Raw genomic sequence first — 19,785 nt, 5'->3', positions numbered from 1 at the left:
TCGTTCTTTTTCCCCGCTTCCCACGGCCCCGTCCGCGGGCGTCGAATGGGAGCGTGACCAACGCAAGGACGCACCGCGCACACGCCGCGCTCGCCGCGCTCGGCGGAATCCTGGCGGCGGCGGCCGGACTCGCCGCGGGCGAGCTGGCCGCCGCCGCGGTGCGGCCGGAGGCCGCGCCGGTCGCCGCCGTCGGGGAGGCCGCCATCGCCCTGGCCCCCGTGCCGGTCACCAATTGGGCGATCGACACCTTCGGCACGAACGACAAGCCGGTGCTCGAAGCCGGCATCGTCGTGGTGCTCGTGCTGTTCGCCGCGGGCCTCGGCCTGCTGGCGCGGCGGCACCGCGCCGCGGGGCCGGCCGGCGCGGCGGCGTTCGGCGCCGTGGGCGCCCTGGCCGCGGTGACGGGCCCCGGCGCCCGGTCGTCCGACGCCTGGCCCTCGGTCGCCGCGGCCGTGGCCGCGGCCGGGGTGCTCGCCCTGCTGGCCGGGCGGCTGCGGGCGGCGCCCGCGCCGCGGAGCGACGGCGCGGCGGTCGCGGAGCCGGCGGCGCCCGCCGGCCGGCGCCGCTTCCTGACGGCCGCCGCCGCGACCGCCGCCGCCTCGGCGGGCGCCGGGCTGCTCGGCCGCACGCTGCACTCCGCCGATTCGGCCGCCGCCGCTGCCTCCCGGAGCGCGCTGGCCCTGCCCGCGGCCGACGCCGCCGCGCCGCCCGTACCGCCCGGCGCGCGGCTGAACGTTCCCGGCCTGGCCCCGTTCATCACCCCGAACGACCGCTTCTACCGCATCGACACCGCGCTGCGCGTCCCGCGCGTGGACGCGGAGCGGTGGCGGCTGCGGATTCACGGGGCGGGCGTGCCGCGCCCGGTGACGTGGACGCTGGCCGACCTGTTCACGCGGGAGGTCGTCGAACGCGACATCACCCTCGCCTGCGTGTCCAACCCGGTGGGCGGCACCTTCGTCGGCAACGCCCGCTGGCTGGGCGTCCGGCTCGACGGGGTGCTGCGCGAGGCGGGCGTCCGGCCGCCGTCCCGGGGCGGCCCGGCCGACCAGCTGGTGGCGCACTCCGTGGACGGGATGACGCTCGGCAGTCCGCTGGAGACGGTGATGGACGGCAGGGACGCGCTGCTCGCCTTCGGCATGAACGGCGAACCGCTGCCGTTCGCACACGGTTTCCCGGTGCGGATGGTGGTGCCGGGCCTCTACGGCTACGTGTCGGCCTGCAAGTGGCTGACGGAGCTGGAGCTGACCACGTTCGACGCGTTCTCCGCGTACTGGACGGACCGCGGCTGGGCCGAACGGGGGCCGGTGAAGACGCAGTCCCGCATCGACACCCCCCGCGGCTCCGCGCCGCCGCGCGCGGGCCTGGTGCCGGTGGCGGGCGTGGCCTGGGCCCAGCACACCGGCATCGACCGCGTGGAGGTCCGGGTGGACGACGGGCCTTGGCAGGAGGCGGAGCTGGCCGAGGAGGACACGGCCGACACCTGGCGCCAGTGGCGCTTCGACTGGCGGGCCGAGCCGGGCGAGTACCGCCTCCAGGTCAGGGCCACGGACCGCGGCGGGCGGACGCAGCCGGCCGAGGAGTCGGGGACCGCGCCCGACGGCGCGACGGGCCGGCACACCGTGACCGTCCGGGTGGTCGACGCGTGAGGGCGGGCGGGTCGGCGCGCGGGTCGGCGCGCGGTCTCAGCTCGCGCCGTGTGCCGGAGCGAGATCCTCGATGCGGCGGGCGAGCCGCACGTCCAGCTCGGTGACCTTGCCGCCCACGCTGTGGGTGTGCACCGCGACGCCGAGCCGGTTGTAGGTGAGCGCCAGATCGGCGTGGTGGTCCAGCTCCTCCTGCACGGTCGCGATGTGCACGAGCAGCGCGACGGCGGGCAGGTGGCCGGCCAGGCCGTAGCTGCGCACCAGCCGGTCGTCCTCCAGGGTCCAGCCGGGCAGCCCGGCGAGCGCCTGCTCGATCTCCTGCCCGGTCAACGGCCGCGGTGCCATGACGTGCTCCCTCCGTACGGCGAGGTGTACCAGCCTAGGCCCTGCCCCGCGGATCTCCCCGGGTCCGCGAGAACGGCAGGACACGGCCTAGCGGGGCCGGGAAGGCGCGTGGGCCGGTTGGCCGGGGGTGGGGCGGAGCGTTGCCTCCCGCTGCCAGCGCAGCAGTTCGCGGTGCACCGCCTCCGCGCCCACAAGGCCGGGGGCCGGGGCGGACAGCGCCAGCGGGGACATCAGGAAGGCGCGGCTCTGCTCCCCGCCGAGGCCGCCGTGGCAGCCGATCTGGTCCTCGAAGGCGTGCACGTCGCCGGTGTCCTTATCCACCGAGGAGTTGACCATGATGTCGGCGGCGTGCGCGAAGCCCGCGGTGCGGCGCACGGCCGCGGCGGCCCGTGGCCCGAAGGGCGCCAGCGGGTCGTGGCCGACGATCTCGCCGGTGGCGAGCCGGTGTTCGGCGCCGCCCGCGCCGAGGGCGACGGGCCCGTGCCGTTCGTCGTGGACGAGCAGGAAGCCGATGCCCGGGTGTTCGGCGAGCGTGCGCAGCAGCGCGGGGCAGCGGCGTTCGATGGTCAGGCGCCCGGCCCGTCCTGGCACGTCGGGCAGGGAGATCAGGCCGAGGTTGCCGGAGGCGAGGACGACGGGCGCGCGCCCGCGCTCCTGCCGGTCGTCCTCCGCGGGCCGCGGCCGGGCGGGCCGTTCCGGCCGGTGGAGCGCGACGCGGGCGGCGCCGCGGGCCTCGGCGCCGGTCTCCTGGCGGCGCGGGGGCCTGGGCACGGGCCGCCCGCAGCCGATCCTGACCAGCTCCTCCAGTGTGTGCCCGTAGGCGGCCTCGAAGGTCTCGCCGTGGCTCTGCCCGTGGTCGGACAGCAGCACCAGGTGGTAGGGGCGGGGCGCGTGCTCGACGGCGCGGAGGATCGTGGCTACGCAGCGGTCGAGGCGCGCGAGCACCTGCCGGGTGTCGCGGCTGTCGGGACCCGAGTGGTGGGCGACCTCGTCGTAGGCGACGAGGTCGGCGTAGACGGAGGTGCGGCCGTTGAGGACGTCGCCTATGACGGCGGCGGTGACCACGTCGCGCTGGACGACGGTGGCGAAGGCGCGGATGAACGGGTAGAGGCCGCCGCGGCTGACCCGCGGCCCGGTGCCGGTGAACCGGGCGCGCAGGGCCTGCGCGATCTCGCGGACCAGCTCGGCGAGGAAGGAGGCGGCGGTGCGCGCGGCGTGGGCGGGGTCGGAGAAGTACGCGAAGTACCCGGCGCGCGAGCGCTGCCCGCGGCCGCGCCGCGCGGCGACGGACAGCACCAGCGCGGCCTGGCCCGCGCCGCCGGTGAACAGGTTCCCGCGGCTCGCGCCGTCCTGCGCGAGCAGGCCGGCGCTGCCGGTGCGTTCGACGGCGCGGCGCTGGAGTTCCGCGGCGCTCGAGGGGCGGTTGCTGACGATGACCTCGCCGGTGTCCTTCTCGTACCAGCGGAACGCGGGCACGTCCTCGTTGCTGCCGTGGAGGATGGCCAGCTGGGCGGCGCCGGTCTGGCTCGACCAGTCGGTGTGCCAGGGCGTGAGCCGGTGGCTGGTGCCGAGGAGGGCGGCGAGGGCCGGCATCTGGGGGCGTTCGCCCTCGATCGCCGCGCACAGCCGCCGGTGGCCGATGCCGTCGAGCTGGAGGAAGACGATGCCGGGGGTATCGGTGTGCCGGGCCGTGCCCGAGCGGGCGGCCCGGCGGCCGGCCATCCGGCGCAGGCGGCGGGCCTGCGCGTCCGGGTCGCGGACGGCGAGGAAGGTGCTGGTGGCGGAGGCGGCGACGGACATCACGGCCGCCACGACGACGGCGGTCGACGGCCCGGCGGTGCCGCGGCCGTCGGGGATGGCGCTGAGCGCGAGCCACAGCAGGGAGCCGTTGAGCAGGAAGACCAGCAGGCCGAGGGCCAGGGCGGGCACCAGCAGCATCGCGCGGACCAGCCAGGGCCAGACCAGCGCGTTGAGCAGGCCGAAGCACCCGGCGCCGAGTGCGGCGGTGATGCCGATGCGGGTGAAGCTGTCGCCGTCGGCGGACTGGAGGTGGAAGCCGGGCAGCGCCAGCGCGAGCAGCACCATGGTGAGGGTGCTCACCGCCCACACGGCGAGCACGCGCAGCAGGGCCGCACCCGCGTTCCGCCAGGTTGTCACCGGTACCGACCTGCCCTTCTTCCGGTCTGCCATTCTCCACGTCGGCCGCCTGGCATCCTGGGAGGACGGGGAACGGGCCGGGGGGCGGGAGCGGAAGGAGTTCCACGTGCCGGTGGACATCACCTGGTGGGGGCACGCCACCGCGACCGTACTCGACTCCGGGACCTCGGTGCTGACCGATCCGCTGTTCACCCGGAGGTGCGCCCACCTGCGCCGGCGGCGCGGGACGCTGCCCCCGGCGGCCGCCAGGCGCGCGGACGTGGTGCTCGTCTCGCACCTGCACGCCGACCACCTGCACCTGCGTTCCCTCGCGCGCCTCGCCGCGGGCACGCCGCTGCTGCTGCCGCGGGGCGCGCTGCGGGCGGTGCCGGGGCTGCGGCGGCTCGCGGCCCGCCTTGAGGTGTGCGAGGTCACCCCTGGCGACCGGGTGCCGGTGGGCGGTCTCACGGTGCGGGCGGTGCCGGCCGCGCACGACGGGCGGCGGCTGCCGTTCGGGCCGCGGCGGGTGTCGGCGCTCGGCTACGTGGTGGAGGGGGAGGCGCGGACGTACTACGCGGGGGACACGGATCTGTTCGAGGCGATGGCGCGGGAGGCGGGGCCCGTGGACATGGTGCTGCTGCCGGTCGGCGGCTGGGGGCCGCGGCTGGGGAACGGGCATCTGAACGCGGAGCGGGCGGCGGAGGCGCTGACCCGGCTGCGCCCGCGCGGCGCGGTGCCGGTGCACTACGGCACGTACTGGCCGTTCGGGATGGCGGGGGTGCGCCCGCACGAGTTCCACTCCCCCGGTGACGAGTTCGTGCGGCACGCGGCCCGGCTGGCCCCGGCGGTGCGGGTGCACCGGCTGCGGCACGGCGAGAGCGTGCGGCTGGCGGTGGCCGGGTGACGACGGCGGGCGCGGAGTGCGCGCTCGCCGCCTCGCGGGCGGTGTCCCCGGATACGACGCAGCAGGCGATCGGCTACCCGTCGCTTTTCCTGCTGGTGCTGCTGGGGGCGCTGGTGCCGGTGGTGCCGACGGGCGCGGTGGTCAGCTCGGCGGCGGCGGTCGCGTTCCACCACAGCAACGCGGCGGCGTTCTCGCTCGGGGTGTTCGCGGTGGCCGCCGCGGCGGCGTTCCTCGGCGACGCGGTCCTGTACGCGCTGGGCGGGCGCGGGGTGCGGTCGCGGAACGGGTCGCGCTGGCTGGACCGGATACGCGAGCAGGTGGCGCCCGAGCCGCTGGCGCGGGCGCAGGAGCGGCTGGCGCGGCGGGGCGCGACGGTGCTGCTGGTGTCGCGGCTGGTGCCGGCCGGCCGCATACCCGTGATGCTGGCCTGCCTGCTGGCGCGCATGCCCCTGCACCGCTACCTGCGCGGCAATCTGCCCGCGGTGCTCGGCTGGGCGGCGACCTACCAGCTGCTGGGGATGCTGGGCGGCGCGCTGTTCCCGCATCCGTGGCAGGGCGTGGTCGCCGCGGTGACGCTCACGCTGCTGATCGCGGCGGCGCCGGTGGTCCTGCGCCGTCTGCGGCAGGCCCTCGGCCGGCCGGCGGCGGGCCGGCCGCGCCCGGCGCGTGGGCTTCGCGGGCGCGGATGATCTCGGGCAGCCGGGCCGCGATGACGTCGATCATGGTCCGCAGCGGCGCGGTGAGCTCCCGGCCGATGTCCGTGAGGGCGTAGCTGACCCGCACCGGGACGACGGGCTCGACCCGGCGGGTGATCAGCCCGTCCTCGGTCAGGACCCGCAGGTTCTGCGAGAGCATCTTCTCGCTGATGCCGCCGATGCGGTCGCGCAGCTGGTAGAAGCGCAGCGGCTCCTCGCGCAGCGCGACGAGAACGAGCACTCCCCAGCGGCTGGTCACGTGGTCGAGGACCGTGCGCGTCGGGCAGTCGCGCACGAACACGTTGTCGGCACCGTTGACCTGCGGTCCTACGTTCATGACGCGACCTTACCAAAAGGTATGCCCTTACCAGAGGTTAGCCGCATGTCCTAGGGTGAGCCCATGAGCGAGATCACGGTGGAGGTCTGGTCGGACCTCGTCTGCCCCTGGTGCTATATCGGCAAGCGGCGTCTGGAGCGGGCGCTCGCCGACTTCGAGGGCCGGGACGAGGTGCGGGTGGTGTGGCGCAGCTACCAGTTGGACCCGGAGGCGCCCGACACGGCGGACCTGACGCTGCCCGCCCACCTGACCGAGCGGCAGGGCCTGCCCCCCGAGCAGGTCGCGGAGATGCTGGGGCGGGTCAGCGGGATAGCCGAGGGCGACGGGCTCGCCTACCGGCTGGCGGAGGCCAGACCGGCGAACACCTTCGACGCGCACCGTCTGGTCCACCACGCCGCGGGCCTCGGCCTCGGTGCCGCCGTTCAGGAACGGCTGCTGGCCGCCTACGCGCAGGAGGGCATCGCGCTCGCGGGACACGAGACCCTGGCGCGGCTGGCCGCGGAGGCCGGCTGCGACGAGGCGGCGGCGCGGCGCGCGCTGGCGGACGGGGACCACGCCGACGCCGTGCGCGAGGACATCGCGACCGCCCGGCAGCTCGGCATCACCGGCGTCCCCGCCTTCGTCCTCGACCGCACCTTCCTGGTCTCGGGCGCACAGCCGGCGGAGGCGTTCGGCCGGGTCCTGCGCGAGCTGCACGCGCGCGGCGCGGCGTAGGCCGACAGGACTTCCGGGCTCAGGGCCCTTCCGGCGAGCGGGGCGCGGCCAGCAGCCGCGAGCCGCCGACCGGGAGGTCCCACAGGTCGGCCGCCGGGCGGCCGGCGGCCTGCCAGGCGGCCCGCACCCGGGCCAGCGGCTCGGTCGGCGGCTCGGCGGAGAGCAGGAACGTCGCCCAGTGCATCGGCGCCATCCGCGCCGCCCCCAGGTCCCCGCAGGCGCGCACCGCCTCCTCCGGGTCGGTGTGGACGGGGCGCTGGAGCCACGGCGGGTCGTAGGCGCCGATGGGCAGCAGAGCCAGGTCGATGCCGGGACAGCGGGCGCCGATCTCGGTGAACCAGTCCCCGTAGCCGGTGTCCCCCGCGAAGTACAGCCGCCGCCCGGCGGCGTCGGTCAGCACCCAACCGCCCCACAGCGAACGGCAGGTGTCGGTCAGCGTGCGCTTGGACCAGTGGTGTGCGGGCACGAAGTCGAAGCGCACGGGACCGCCGGGGGCGGGCAGTTCGGCCGCCTCCCACCAGTCGAGTTCGGTGACGCGGCGGAACCCGCGGCGCCGGCACCAGCCGCCGAGCCCGGCGGGCACGAACAGCGGGGTGCGGCGCGGCAGCCGTCTCAGCGTGGGCGCGTCGAGGTGGTCGTAGTGGTTGTGCGAGATGACGACGGCGTCGACGGGCGGCAGGTCCTCCCAGGCGACGCCGACGGGGGTGATGCGGGCGGGGGTGGCCAGAATGCGGCGCGACCACACCGGGTCGGTGAGCACGGTCAGACCGCCGACGCCGATGACCCAGCTCGCGTGGCCCGCCCAGGTCAGGGACAGCTCCCGCGGGCCGGGCCGCGGCAGCGGCGCCGGGGCGAACGGGAGGCCCGCGGTGTCGGCCAGCGCGGCGGCGCCCGGCCGCAGCGACCCGCTGCGCGAAGCGCGGATCAGCGTGACCAGGCCGGGCAGCGGCGTGGTGAGGCGGTCGGCGAAGCTCCGGGGCCACGACCTGCGTTCGAACAGCGGGCGCGGCGCGGCGGGCGGTGCGGCCGCGGGGTGCCCGGTGCCGTCCGTGCGTTCCCTCCGCTCCCTCCGCTCCGTCATCGCGGCTCCCTTCCACCGCCCCCGGGCGCTCGCCCCTGGCTCTCCTCGCTCTCCCAGCCGAGCACGCGCCGCGCGGTCGCACCTCCGTGCGGTACGCGCGATTGGGCCGATGCGGTGACACGTCCGCATACCGGAACGATGTTGCCCGCCATACGAGACACAGGGCAGGGTGTGCGGCATGCCGGAGTCCGTATACGTCCATGGTCACCACGAGTCGGTGCTGCGTTCCCACCGCTGGCGCACCGCGGAGAACTCCGCGGCCCACCTGCTGCCGCGGCTGCGCCCCGGCCTCTCCCTCCTCGATATCGGCTGCGGCCCCGGAACGCTGACGGCCGACCTGGCCGAGCGGGTCGCGCCCGGCCACGTCACCGCCGTCGACCACGAGCCGTCGATCCTGCCCGCGGCGCGGGCGGAGGCAGCGGGCCGCGGGCTGACGGGGATCACCTTCGCGACGGCGGACGCGCACGCCCTGGACTTCGATGACGACTCCTTCGACGTGGTGCACGCCCATCAGGTGCTCCAGCACCTGACCGATCCGGTGGGCGCACTGCGGGAGATGCGCCGCGTGTGCCGCCCGGACGGGGTGGTGGCGGTGCGGGACGCCGACTATGCCGCGATGACGTGGTATCCGCGGGTGCCGGGCCTCGCGGAGTGGCTGGCACTGTACCGGCGGCTCGCCCTGTCCGGGGGCGGGGAGCCGGACGCCGGCCGGCGCCTCGCGTCCTGGGCCGGCCGGGCAGGCTTCTCCGAGGTCAGCGCGACGGCCTCGGTGTGGTGCTTCGCCACCCCCGAGGACCGCACCTGGTGGTCGGACAGCTGGGCCGAGCGCACCACCTCCTCCACCTACGCACGGCAGGCACTGGCCACCGGGCACGCCACCCCGGCCGACCTCGGCCGGTTGGCGGCGGCATGGCGCGCGTGGGGAGAACGCCCCGACGCCTGGTTCGCCGTACTGCACGGCGAGGCACTGTGCCGCGGCTAGGCAGCGGCGGCGGCCGTGTTGGTGTCGGTGGCGTCGGTGGCGTCGGTGGCGTCGGTGGTGTCGGGGCCGGCGTACGGGTGGGGTGAACACCGGCCTCGCCGCTCGCCGGATGCCGGATGCCGGATGCCGCTCACGACGCGGCGCTGCCCCACAGGTACACACCGAGCGCCGCCAGCAGCAGTGCCGCGCCGCCGAAGGCGGCGCGCAGCGTGTTCCAACGGGTCCACCGCGGCGCGTAGTCGGCCCAGGCGCGGGCGGGCGCGGTGGGGGTCCTCGGGCGAACCGACCGCGGCCAGGGCGTCGTTCATCGGCACGTTGACAGCCGCGGTGGGCAGGAACGCGCCGAGCACGTACACGACCGCGGCGGCGAGGAAGGCGAGGCCGGCGGCACGGTGGTCGAGCAGGAGCAGCAGCGCGCCGGTGAGCGCGGCGGCGATCGGCGCGCCCACGAACGCGCCCAGGAACGCGGGGTTGAGGATCTTGGCGTTGATGCTCTGCATCGCGCGGACCGCCTCCCCTGGGCCGACCGCGTTCAGACCGGGCATCACCGATACCGAGAACGCGAAGAACACACCGGTGACGGCGGCCGCCGCGACGAGGGTCACGGCCGCGGCGAAAACTGCGAGGATCGTCATGCACCCCAGTCAAGCCGCGGCCGCGCCGTGCGGCCAATCGCCGCGCTCCGGGCGGCGGGTGCCTACGGGACGACGACGATCTTCCGGCCGATCCCGGCCGCGAAGCGGTCGAGGGCCTGCGGGTAGTCGTCCAGCGGCAGCCGGTCGCTGATGAACACCTTCGGGTCGAGCACGCCCCCGGCGAACAGGTCGGCGGCGCGCTCGTAGCTGTGCAGCACGGCCATGGAGCCCGTGATGGTGATCTCCTGGTTGTAGATCTTGTAGGGCTCGATGGTCGCGCGCGCCGCGTAGTCGGCCACGCCGAACTGGAGGAACGTGCCGGCCTTCGCGACCCGGCCGAGACCGTCCTGGATGGCCGCCGCATTCCCCGTCGCGTCGATGACGAACTCCCAGCCCTCGGGCCGGTCGAACTCCTCCGGGCTGCCGGCCGCCCGCGAGCAGCCGAGCGACTGCGCGGTGGCCAGCCGCTCGGGGTTGATGTCGACGATGTCCACGCCGCTTGCCCCGGTGCGCTTGGCCAGTTCGAGCATCATCAGGCCCATGGTGCCCGAGCCGTAGATGAGGACGCGGGCGCCCAGCGTCGAACGGATCACGTCGTAGCCGCGGATCGCGCAGGACAGCGGCTCGATGAGCGCCGCGTCCTGCGGGTCGACGTGCTCGGGCAGCTTCACGCAGTTGGCCTCGGGCGCCACCGCGAACTCGGCCGCGCCGCCCGCGACCGACACCCCGATCGCGGCCCACCGCTCGCACATGTTGGCGTGGCCGGAGCGGCAGTAGCGGCATTCGTGGCAGTACAGGGAGGGGTCCACGGCCACCCGGTCGCCCGTGGCGAGCGTGGTGACGTCCCGCCCGGTGGCGACCACCTCGCCGGCGAACTCGTGTCCCGGTACCACCGGTAGCTGGGGGGCGAATTCCCCCTCTCTTATGTGCAGATCGGTCCCGCACAGACCGCAGGCCGCCACCTTGACGACCACCTCGCGCGGCCCGGGGGACGGGTCGGGAACGGTCGTGACGGTGACCGATCCGACGGATTCGATAAGGGCGGCTTTCACTTCACAGCTCCTAGCGACAGACCCTGGACCAGCTTGTCCTGGGCGGCGAACCCCGCGGCGAGCACCGGCAGGGAGATGGCGATCGAGGCGGCGGACAGCTGGGCGATGAACAGGCCCTGGCTGGTGATGAAGCTGGTCAGGAACACCGGCGCGGTCTCGGCCCTGATCCCGGTCAGCACGCGCGCGAAGAGCAGTTCGTTCCAGCTGAAGATGAAACAGATCAGCGCGGTCGCGGCGATGCCGGGCAGCACGATGGGCGCCACGACGCGGCCCAGCACCACGGGTAGCCGCGCGCCGTCCAGTTGGGCGGCCTCGATGACGGAGGACGGCACCTCGGCGAGGAAGGACTGGAGCATCCACACCGCGATCGGCAGGTTCATCGAGGTGTAGAGCAGGACGAGCAGCCACACGTGATCGAGGAAGCCGATGTTCCGCGCGAAGAGGTAGACGGGCAGCAGTCCGGCCACGACCGGGAGCATCTTGGTGGACAGGAAGAAGAACAGCACGTCGCGCCAGCCCCGCACCGGCCGGATCGTCAGCGCGTAGGCGGCGGGCAGCGCGAGCAGCAGGACCAGCGCGGTGGAGGCCAGGGAGGCGGTCGCCGAGTTGATCAGCGGCGGCCAGGGGCCCTCCCAGATGGACGTGCCGAAGAAGTCGCGGTAGTTGTCGAGCGTGAGCGGCGCGGTGAACGCCGGCGGGTTGCTCGCCGCGTCGGGCTCCGAGTGCAGCGACGTCAGCACCATCCAGGCCACGGGCAGGAAGAACGCCAGCCCGGCGACCCACGCGGTCAGCGTCAGCGCGGCCCCCTTCCACCGTCCCGCGCCGGGCGCGGCGGCCCGCGGCCCCGCGGTCCGCCGTGCGGTGCCGGTCTTGGCGCTCCTCAGGTCGGCGGTCGTCATGACCGGCTCCCCTCCTCCCGGAACAGCGAGGACACCACGCGCAGCGCGAAGGTGGCGATGAGCAGCGAGCCGATGACGACCAGCACGCCGGCCGCGGAGGCCACCCCGTAGTCCTGTGCCTGGTAGAACTCCTGGTAGACGACATAGGGCAGGTTGGCGGTGTCGAGACCGCCCGCGGTGATGGTGTACACCGCGTCGAAGTGCTGGACGATGTAGATGGAGCCCAGCAGTCCGCCGAGTTCGAGATAGCGGCGCAGGTGCGGCAGCGTGAGGTGGGTGAAGATCTGCCAGTTGCCCGCCCCGTCGAGGCGGGCCGCCTCCATCAGTTCGGACGAACGGCTCTGGAGGCCCGCCAGGATGATCAGCATCATGAACGGCGTCCACTGCCAGATCAGCGCCATCTCGACGGCGACCAGCGGCATGTCGGATATCCAGTCCGGCTGTGGAGCGGTGAAGCCGAACAAGTCACCGAAGCGCGCCAGCAATCCGTTGAACAGGCCGTACTCCGGGTTGAACAGGACGTGCTTCCACAGCAGCGCGGCGGCGACCGGCACCAGCAGGAACGGGGTGATGGTCATGGTGCGGACCAGGCCGCGCCCGCGGAAGCGCCGGTCGAGGAGCAGCGCGAGTCCGAGCCCGAGCACCAGGCTGACCAGGACCACGGTGGCGGTCAGCACGGCGGTGGTGAGGACGGCCTGGCGCAGGTCGGCGTCGCGCAGCACGGCCTCGTAGTTGCCGAAGCCGGTGAAGGCGCGGTCGTCCGGGTAGAGGGCGTTCCAGTCCCACAGCGAGATCACCAGGGTGGCGGCGAACGGCAGCTGTGTGACGACGATGAGGAAGATCAGCGCGGGCAGCAGCGGGGCTCTGGTCGCCCAGGCTTTGGCCCGCCCCGGATTCTTCGGTGGCACGGCGGCGGCCCGGGGCGCGGCGGGCGGCGCGGATGGGCGGGGGGTCGTGGTGTTCATCGGTTCCTGTGCTCCTCCGCGATCTCCTCCGCCATGTCCTGGGAGGCTTCCAGGGCGTCCTGGACGCTCTGCCGCCCGGCGATGGCCGCGCTGATCTCCTGGGACACGCGGGTGCCGAGATCGGCGAACTCGGGGATGGTGACGAACTGCACGCCCGGCGCGGGCCGTTCCTGCACGCCCGGGTCGAGCGGGTCGGCCTCGCTGATGGCGTCCCGCGTCACCTCCCAGAAGGCGCCGGCCGCTTGCTGGTATTCGGGGTTGTCGTAGGTGGAGGCCCGCTTGCCGGCCGGGACGTTCTCCCAGCCCAGGGTCTCGCCGACCAGCTGCTCGTACTCGGTGCCCGACGCCCAGGAGATGAACTCCCAGGCGGCGTCCGGGTTGGCGGAGGCGCCCTGCACGCCCCACGCCCAGGTGTAGAGCCAGCCGGAACTCTCGGTCTCCTCCACCGGCGCGGGCACGTAGCCGATGCTGCCGCGGACCGGCGAATCGGCCGCTTCCAGGGAGCCCGCGCCCGCGGTGGCGTCGTACCACATGGCGGTGTTGCCCTGGACCATGTTGTTGAGGCACTCGGCGTAGCCGGACTGGGCGGCGCCCGCCTCGCCGTGCTCGCGCACCAGGTCCACGTAGAACTCGGTGGCCTCGACGAACTCCGGCTCGGTGAGCGCGGCTTCCCAGTCGGCGGTGAACCAGGTGCCGCCGAAGGTGTTGACGACCGTGGTCAGCGGGGCGATCACCTCGCCCCAACCGGGCAGGCCGCGCAGACAGATGCCCTTCATGTCTTCCTCGGCCCCGTCGACCTCCGCGGCCAGCGCGGCGACTTCCTCCCACGTGGGGCGGTCCGGCATGGTCAGCCCGTGCTCCTCGAAGACGTCCGTTCGGTACATCAGGAACGAGGACTCGCCGTAGAACGGCTGCGCGTAGACGTGCCCGTCCTCGCCGGTCAGGGAGCGCTGGATGGGCGGCAGGATGTCGGCCGCGTCGTAGTCCGGATCGGAGGAGAGGTATTCGTCCAGCGGCTGGAGCCAGCCGTTGGCGGAGTAGATCGGCGTCTCGTAGTTGCTGATGGTGGCCACGTCGTACTGGCCCGACTGGTTGGCGAAGTCCTGGCCGATCTTGTCCCTGACCTCGTTCTCCGGAAGCACCGTGAAGTTGACCTCGATGCCGGTCTCCTCCGTGAAGTGCTCCGCGGTCAGCTCCTGGAGCTGGGTCATCTGCGGGTTGTTGACCATGAGGACGTTGATGCTGTCGTCGCCTGAGGAGCCGTGGCCTCCGGCTCCGGCACAGGCGGCGAGCAGGGTGCCGGCCGCCGCGCTGGCGACGAGGGCACGCATGGTGCGTCGGCTCTGGCTGCGCATGGTCGAGGCTCCTGGTTTCCGGGCGTGCGAGGCCGCACTGCCCGTGCGGGGGTGTCGGGGAACGGGGGGCGGGGGCCGGTCAGACGCGGATGACCTGCGGCCCCTGGAGGGAGTAGCGGTGTGCCTCCGCGGTGCTGAGACTGGTACTGGCGACGATCACGTCGAGGTCGGGAACGTCCGCGAAGCGGCAGAAGCTCGACGCGCCGAACTTGGTGTGGATGCCGGTGAACACCCGGCGCCTGGACGCCTGCACCGCCTGCCGCTTCACCTCGGCGACGGCCGGGTCGGGGGTGGTCAGGCCGTGCTCGCGCGAGATGCCGTTGGCGCCGATGAAGGCCAGGTCGATCACGAAGCCGGAGAGCATCTTCGCCGTCCAGTGATCCACCGTCGCCATCGTCGCGCCGCGGACCCGGCCGCCGAGCAGCAGCACCGTCCAGTTGTCGGTCGGCGCCAGCGTCGTGGCCACGGTCAGCGAGGCGGTCACCACGGTCAGGGGGCGGTCCCTGGGCAGCGATTCGGCGATGAGCTGCGGGGTGAAGCCCTCGTCGATGAAGATGGTCTCGGCCTCGCCGACCAGCTCGGCGGCGGCGGCCGCGATGCGCCGCTTCTCGGGAACGTTCCGGGTGGCGCGCAGTTCGAGGGTCGTCTCGAAGCCCGCGCTCTCCACGGGGTAGGCCCCGCCGTGGGTCCGCCGCAGTAAACCGTGTGCTTCCAGTACGCGCAGATCGCGGCGCACGGTCTCCTTGGCGACACCCAGGTCGCGGGCGAGCCGGGTGACCTCGACGGCGCCCGAGCGCCGGGCGGCTCCGACGATGGCGCGCTGGCGCTCCTCCGCCGTCATGGCGTGCCTCCTCACAACGGTTCCGGTTGTCTGCTCTTTCTGCCCGGTTGGGCCCGTGGGCAGAGTTCTATCGCGCGAAACCCTCGCTGCACAGGGATACTCCGGGAACGATCACGCCCGGTTATGACCGTTCGATAGGTCGCCGACCGGGCAGACGACCGGTGGACCGGCCCGAACGGACAAGATCGGTGCCCGTTCGCTGCCCGTTTACCGGTCTCGTGTCCGAGCGGTCGGCCGCGGACACGCCGCGGCCCGCAGCGGGCACCGGTCAGGCCGGGCGCATCCGGAACTCGTAGCGCTCCGGCAGCGGGTCACCGGTCAGCTCGGCCCACGTGTCGCTCAGGCACTCGTCGCCCTCCCGCAGATCCGCGACCTCGAACCCTGCGTCGAAGACCGCCCTGGCCGCGGCCGTCTCGCCCTGCGCGAGCAGGATTCGGGCATGGAGCAGCCGGCAGCGGCCCGTCTCCCTGATCCCGGCCGGCAGCCGGTCGAAGACCCGCCGCGCGTCGGCCGTCCGGCCGCCCGCGAGCAGCAGCGGCACGGCCTCCCGGCCGAGCGCGGCCAGGGCGGGCAGCGGCACGCCCACGGTGCCGAGCGCCAGCTCGGCCGCCGCCAGGGCGTGCCCCGCGGCCTGCTCGGCGTGGCCCGCGGCGGCGCGGGCCACGGCCAGGCAGCGCAGCACCCACGGGGTGGGGGCCGCGGCGAGCGCGCGCTGCCAGCTGCGCTCCGCCTGCGCGCGGTCCCCGGCGTGCCACTGGGCCACGCCCAGGTGGTAGTCGGTCAGCGGGCCGCCCGGCGCGCACTCAAGACGTTCCCGCCAGGCCGCGGAGACCGGCCCGGGCCCCGGCGGCTGCGCGGGCCCCGGGCGTTCCTCCGGCAGCCGCCCGGTGTCGAGCAGGTGCAGCCACGGCCGCTGCTCCTCCCCCAGCGCGGCCGGGTCGAACGGAGTGCCGGGCAGCTCGTAGCCGCCGCGTGCGACTTCCAGGGCGCCCCAGCCGGTCGCCGTGTGCAGCATCTCCTTCGGGTCGAGGTCGGCGCAGGGCAGCCAGGCGGCGTAGGCCGCGTCCACCCGCGCCTGCGGCAGGGCGTCCGCCAGCCGCTCCGCGACGTGCGCGCGGGCCGCCGCCCAGTCCGCGCCGTGCACGAGCGCCGGGTCACCGCTCAGCGGCCCGTACGCCTCCAGCCAGCTGACCTCGGCCCCGGCGGGCAGCGGCACGTGCTCCAGCTGGGTGCGGGCGAGGCCCGCCTGGATCTCGGCGTAGCCGGGCGTGCCCTCCTCGGTGAGCCAGCGCTGCCAGCGCCTGCCGCCAGGACCCGCGCCCCACACGAACAGCTTCCGCCCGCTCAGCCGCGCGGTCGAGGTCTGCACCAGGCCCGTGCCGTGCCCGTCCAGCGCGGCGATCCACTTCCTCGCCTCCCCGGGCACCTCGTAGAAGTAGTCGGCCGGGTAGTCGCCGTGCAGCGGGTAGCTGCGGTCCGCCCCGTCCCATTCGGGCACCGGTATGCGGCGCAGCGTCCTGGCGTAGCCGAAGTGCCACGCCTCGTCGGCCGGGGCCAGCACGCGGGTGCCGTGGTCCTCGGGGACGGCGATGTTGGACCACCAGTAGACGGGAACGGGCGCCTCGTGCGGATTGCGGATGCGCACGCCGACGAAGAGGTGGTCCGAGCCGTCCGGCAGCCACAGATCGACCTGGAACGGTGTGTCCCGCAGCCGTTCCCACTCCCACAGCCGCAGCATCCGGCCGCCGCCGGGCGCGGGCACCACGGCGGCGTGCACCGGGGCGCAGGACAGGGTGGTGTGGCCGGTGGCGCCGATGTTCCACTCGATGCCGCCGGAGAACCATGCGCCGTTGAGCGCGAAGTCCGCGGGCTGGAGCACCGGGTTGGTGTACAGCAGGTCCCGGCCGGACGGCTTGTGGTACAGGGAGTGGACCCGGCCGCCGAAGCCGGGCAGCACGGTGGCGCGCAGCCGGTCGTTCTCGATGACGACGGTGTCCAGCTCGGCACGGGCCCTGCGGCGCCCGTAGCCGTCGAGGAGCCGGGTGGGCAGCACGGTGGTCAGCGGGGCGTACCCGACCTGGCGGGCCATGTCCTGCGGCAGCGTGGCGCGCTGCCGTTCGTCGATGCGGTGGGCCTCGTCCCTGGGCAGCAGTGGCGGCAGCGGGTTCTCCGGGCCCACGGGCGCGACGGGCAGGGTCAGTGTGCTGCGTCGGATGGTCGTCGCGGTGCGTGCCATGGTCCCTCCCGTGGCCGGTGGCGTGATGACCATGGAACACGGCGTCGCCCCGGTGAACAACAGGGCAACGCCCGCACCGGCGTTCGGGGTTCAGCGGACGCGGGGCCTCACCTGCGGCGCGCGAGGTACCAGCCGCACAGGGCGCCGATGACTCCGGGGGCGAGCAGCGCGAGCCACAGCGGCATCGTCACCTCGGGAATCAGCAGCCTGACCCTGGTCTGGCGGGTGTTCTCGAAGATGAAGATCAGGGTGAGCAGGGCGACCGCGGCGACGGTGATCCGTCCCGGCGTCCAGAATTCGCTGCCGCGCCTGCTTCTGGTGCTTGAGGTCATGCTTCCAGGATGCGAGCGGCCGCCGCTTTCCGCCCGGCGAGCCGCGCACCGCGGCCGGGCACCGCGGCCGCGCACGGAGAACCCCCCGGGTGGCCCGGGGGGTCCGCGCCGCGCGTCCGTCCGTCCGTGACAGGACGGGACGGTGCTCAGGCGTAGACCTGGGAGACGAAGTCGGCGAGCTGGTCGTCGGTGAGGACCTGTGCGAGGTCGGCCTCGCTGATCATGCCGACCAGGCGCTTGTCGCCGTCGATCACCGGCAGGCGGCGGATCTGGTGGGAGCCCATCTCCGACAGCACCTCGCCGATGTCCGCCTCGCTGCCGATCCAGCGGGGGGTGCCCTGGCACAGCTCGCTCGCCGTGACCTGGGCCGGATCGTGGCCCGCGGCGACGCACTTCACCACGATGTCGCGGTCGGTGATGATGCCGCACAGCCGCTCGTTGGTGTCACTGACGGGCAGCGCGCCCACGTCCAGCTCGCGCATCAGCTGCGCGGCGCGGTCCAGCGTCTCCGTCTCCGGGATCCACTGGGCACCCGGGTTCATGATGTCCGCGGCGGTGGTCATGACGTTCCTCCTCGGGTCGGTCGTTCTGAACGTCCTCACGCCATCGTCTCCCGGGACGCCGGGGTCCGCCATCCGAGTGAGCGACCGGCGGTCCGGCCCTCAGCCGGCGGCGGGAAAGCGTTCCAGATACAGCGCCAGCTCGGCTTCGAGCGCCGTGCGGATGGTCTCCGCGCGGCGGAAGCCATGGCCCTCCCCCGCGAACGTCAGGTAGGTGTGCGGCACGTCGCGGCCCTCGACGGCCGCGAGCAGCGCCTCCGCCTGGGCCGGCGGGCAGATCGGGTCGTCCAGGCCCTGGAGCAGCAGGAACGGCGTGGTGATGCGGTGCGCGTGGTGCACGGGCGAACGCTCCCGGTAGCGTTCGGCCGACTCGTCGGGCGGGCCGATCAGCGAGTCCAGGTAGCGGGACTCGAAGTCGTGGGTCAGCCCCGGGCCCCAGGCGGCGACGTCGAGCACCGGGTAGCTGATGGCCGCGCACGCGTACAGGCCGGCGGTCCCGGGCAGCGCGATGGAGGCGGCGGCGGTCCAGCCCCCGGCGCTGCCGCCGCGGATCGCGAGCCCGGCCGGGTCCGCGGCGCCCTCGGCGACCAGGCTCCGCGCCACGGCGGCGCAGTCCTCGACGTCCACGACGCCCCACTGCCCGCGCAGCCGGTTGCGGTAGGCGCGGCCGTAGCCGGTGGAGCCGCCGTAGTCGACCACGGCGACGCCGATGCCGCGGGAGGTGAAGTAGGAGATCTCCAGGTCGAGGATGCCGGCGGAACGGGACGTCGGGCCGCCGTGCACCCAGATGGCGAACGGCGGCCGGGTGCCGTGAGGACCGGCGGCGTCGGGGTTGTGCGGCGGGTGGACCCGGGCGTGGACCTCGCGGCCGCCAGGGCCGGTGAAGACCCGTTGCCGCGGCTGCGCGTGGTGGGCGGGGCCGACGGGGTCGACGTGCCCCGCGGCGACGGTGCGGCAGTGCCCGGTGGCGGTGTCGAGGCAGACCAGCTCGTATCCGCGGTCGGGCCCCGCGGCGATGCCGGTGACCCGGGTGCCCCGGACGGCGAGGGACGCCTGCCACTCGGTCCAGGGGCCCTGCGCGTCGGCGATGCCGCCGGTGGCCGGGTCGAGCACGGCGAGCACGGCGGTGCCGCGGCCGTGGACGACGGCGATCGTGCCGTCGCCGAGCGGCGCGAACCAGCGGCTGCCGACACGCCACAGGGCGTCGGCGAACTCCTCCTCGCGCGGGCACAGGTTTTCCGCGCGGCCGGTGTCGGGGGCGACGCGGTGCACGTTCCACCAGCCGGTGCGGTCGGTGGCCGCGAGCAGCGTGCCGTCCCGGTCCCACTCGGCCTGCGCGACCGACTCCTCGGGACCTCCGATCAGGGTCCGCACCCCGCTGAAGGCGGGCCGCGGTCCAGGACCGACATCGGCGATCTTCAGCTCGGTGCCGTCCCAGGGCATGCGCGGGTGGTCCCAGGCCAGCCACACCGCCCGGGTGCCGTCGGGGGACAGGCGCGGGCCGGTCACGAAGCGGTGCCGCGGGCCGTCCAGCTCGCGCAGCGCGGCGGGGTCGGCGGCGGCCGAGCCGTCCAGCGGCACCGCGACCGGCAGCCGCCGCACGGCGTCCGGGTCGTCGGCGTCCAGCTCTTCGAGCACGCACCAGACCTCGCCGAACGCCGGGTGGATCACCGGATCGCACCAGCGCAGGCCGCCGGTGCCGTCCCCGGGCGGCGTCAGCGGGCGCGGGGGCGTACCGGCGTCCGGCTCGACGGCGTACAGGCGCTGGTCGGCGAAGTGCGCGAAGACGACCAGCGGCCCCTCCGCGCCGCGGTCCAGGCCCGCCCAGGGCTGGCCGCCGTACTCCATGACGCGGCTGCGGACGTTCCACGGCTGCGGCAGCACCGACTCCGCCGCGGCCGCGCCCGGCCGCAGGCGCATCAGCGCCCGGCGGCCGCCCTCGGCCGGGCGGGGCTCGGTCCACCACAGCTCCTCGCCGACCGAGCCGGCGTACTCCGGCCGGCCGTCGAGCGCGGCCACCAGGTCCGCGCCGATCGGGGAGGGCCACCTGCCGTACGGAACCTGGTCGGTCAC

At 74.6% G+C, this 19,785-nt stretch carries 19 protein-coding genes; 5 read left to right on the top strand and 14 right to left on the bottom strand.

Features of this window, described 5'->3' with window-relative positions:
* The first annotated feature begins 53 nt into the window (after positions 1–53).
* Complete coding sequence (locus tag RM779_RS07295; RefSeq protein ID WP_311616834.1) at positions 54–1,646, top strand: molybdopterin-dependent oxidoreductase; 1,593 nt, start codon at positions 54–56, stop codon at positions 1,644–1,646.
* Positions 1,647–1,682: 36 nt separating this feature from the next.
* Here the strand turns inward: RM779_RS07295 and RM779_RS07290 are convergent, their stop codons facing one another.
* Positions 1,683–1,988, bottom strand: a complete 306-nt coding sequence (locus RM779_RS07290; protein ID WP_077058044.1) for a 4a-hydroxytetrahydrobiopterin dehydratase — start codon at positions 1,986–1,988, stop codon at positions 1,683–1,685.
* Positions 1,989–2,075: 87 nt separating this feature from the next.
* The gene (locus RM779_RS07285) at positions 2,076–4,178 is read right to left on the bottom strand and encodes a phage holin family protein (protein WP_394813238.1); all 2,103 of its coding nucleotides are present in this window, start codon (positions 4,176–4,178) and stop codon (positions 2,076–2,078) included.
* A 73-nt stretch (positions 4,179–4,251) separates the two neighbouring features.
* Here RM779_RS07285 and RM779_RS07280 point away from each other — a divergent pair, with 73 nt between their 5' ends.
* Both RM779_RS07280 and RM779_RS07275 read left to right on the top strand, forming a co-directional pair.
* Positions 4,252–5,028: an MBL fold metallo-hydrolase gene (locus tag RM779_RS07280; RefSeq protein ID WP_311616832.1), complete on the top strand. Its 777-nt coding sequence runs from the start codon at positions 4,252–4,254 to the stop codon at positions 5,026–5,028.
* On the top strand, positions 5,025–5,717 hold the full coding sequence (locus tag RM779_RS07275; protein ID WP_311616831.1) for a DedA family protein: 693 nt from the start codon (positions 5,025–5,027) through the stop codon (positions 5,715–5,717). The genes RM779_RS07280 and RM779_RS07275 overlap by 4 nt, the downstream gene beginning before the upstream one ends.
* On the opposite strand, the gene RM779_RS07270 is transcribed toward RM779_RS07275, so the two are convergent.
* The gene (locus RM779_RS07270; protein ID WP_311616830.1) at positions 5,605–6,060 is read right to left on the bottom strand and encodes a winged helix-turn-helix transcriptional regulator; all 456 of its coding nucleotides are present in this window, start codon (positions 6,058–6,060) and stop codon (positions 5,605–5,607) included. The two genes, RM779_RS07275 and RM779_RS07270, sit on opposite strands and share 113 nt — an antisense overlap.
* 63 nt (positions 6,061–6,123) lie before the next feature.
* On the opposite strand from RM779_RS07270, the gene RM779_RS07265 reads away from it, so the two are divergent.
* Positions 6,124–6,774, top strand: a complete 651-nt coding sequence (locus RM779_RS07265; protein ID WP_311616829.1) for a DsbA family oxidoreductase — start codon at positions 6,124–6,126, stop codon at positions 6,772–6,774.
* A 19-nt stretch (positions 6,775–6,793) separates the two neighbouring features.
* On the opposite strand, the gene RM779_RS07260 is transcribed toward RM779_RS07265, so the two are convergent.
* Entirely contained in the window at positions 6,794–7,855 is a 1,062-nt protein-coding gene (locus tag RM779_RS07260; RefSeq protein WP_311616828.1) for an MBL fold metallo-hydrolase, read from the bottom strand.
* A 178-nt stretch (positions 7,856–8,033) separates the two neighbouring features.
* On the opposite strand from RM779_RS07260, the gene RM779_RS07255 reads away from it, so the two are divergent.
* The gene (locus RM779_RS07255; RefSeq protein WP_311616827.1) at positions 8,034–8,837 is read left to right on the top strand and encodes a methyltransferase domain-containing protein; all 804 of its coding nucleotides are present in this window, start codon (positions 8,034–8,036) and stop codon (positions 8,835–8,837) included.
* Here the strand turns inward: RM779_RS07255 and RM779_RS07250 are convergent.
* From RM779_RS07250 to RM779_RS07205, 10 genes are all read right to left on the bottom strand, one after another.
* Entirely contained in the window at positions 8,834–9,472 is a 639-nt protein-coding gene (locus tag RM779_RS07250) for an anthrone oxygenase family protein (protein ID WP_311616826.1), read from the bottom strand. The two genes, RM779_RS07255 and RM779_RS07250, sit on opposite strands and share 4 nt — an antisense overlap.
* Positions 9,473–9,534: 62 nt before the next feature.
* Positions 9,535–10,524, bottom strand: coding sequence for a zinc-dependent alcohol dehydrogenase family protein (locus RM779_RS07245; protein ID WP_311616825.1), 990 nt, complete (start codon positions 10,522–10,524; stop codon positions 9,535–9,537).
* Positions 10,521–11,423: a carbohydrate ABC transporter permease gene (locus RM779_RS07240; protein ID WP_311616824.1), complete on the bottom strand. Its 903-nt coding sequence runs from the start codon at positions 11,421–11,423 to the stop codon at positions 10,521–10,523. The genes RM779_RS07245 and RM779_RS07240 overlap by 4 nt, the downstream gene beginning before the upstream one ends.
* Positions 11,420–12,388 carry a carbohydrate ABC transporter permease gene (locus RM779_RS07235; RefSeq protein WP_311616823.1) on the bottom strand — a complete coding sequence of 323 codons (969 nt, stop codon included), beginning with the start codon at positions 12,386–12,388 and terminating at the stop codon, positions 11,420–11,422. Before RM779_RS07235 ends, RM779_RS07240 begins: the two co-directional genes overlap by 4 nt.
* Positions 12,385–13,743, bottom strand: coding sequence for an ABC transporter substrate-binding protein (locus RM779_RS07230; RefSeq protein ID WP_311616822.1), 1,359 nt, complete (start codon positions 13,741–13,743; stop codon positions 12,385–12,387). The genes RM779_RS07235 and RM779_RS07230 overlap by 4 nt, the downstream gene beginning before the upstream one ends.
* Before the next feature lie 79 nt (positions 13,744–13,822).
* A complete protein-coding gene (locus tag RM779_RS07225) occupies positions 13,823–14,584 on the bottom strand; it encodes a DeoR/GlpR family DNA-binding transcription regulator (protein WP_077058064.1) in 762 nt (253 codons plus the stop codon).
* A 268-nt stretch (positions 14,585–14,852) separates the two neighbouring features.
* Positions 14,853–16,820 (bottom strand): DUF5107 domain-containing protein, encoded by a 1,968-nt coding sequence (locus RM779_RS07220; protein WP_311616821.1) that lies wholly within the window; start codon positions 16,818–16,820, stop codon positions 14,853–14,855.
* Between the two features lie 107 nt (positions 16,821–16,927).
* On the bottom strand, positions 16,928–17,152 hold the full coding sequence (locus tag RM779_RS07215; RefSeq protein ID WP_311616820.1) for a LapA family protein: 225 nt from the start codon (positions 17,150–17,152) through the stop codon (positions 16,928–16,930).
* A gap of 146 nt (positions 17,153–17,298) precedes the next feature.
* A complete protein-coding gene (locus tag RM779_RS07210; RefSeq protein ID WP_311616819.1) occupies positions 17,299–17,715 on the bottom strand; it encodes a CBS domain-containing protein in 417 nt (138 codons plus the stop codon).
* A gap of 99 nt (positions 17,716–17,814) precedes the next feature.
* A complete protein-coding gene (locus tag RM779_RS07205; RefSeq protein ID WP_311616818.1) occupies positions 17,815–19,785 on the bottom strand; it encodes a S9 family peptidase in 1,971 nt (656 codons plus the stop codon).

Origin of the sequence: Streptomyces johnsoniae (assembly GCF_031845565.1) — a bacterium.
Lineage (GTDB): Bacteria > Actinomycetota > Actinomycetes > Streptomycetales > Streptomycetaceae > Streptomyces > Streptomyces johnsoniae.
Note: the sequence above shows the minus strand (reverse complement) of the source record. Positions and strands in the feature narration are given on the sequence as shown.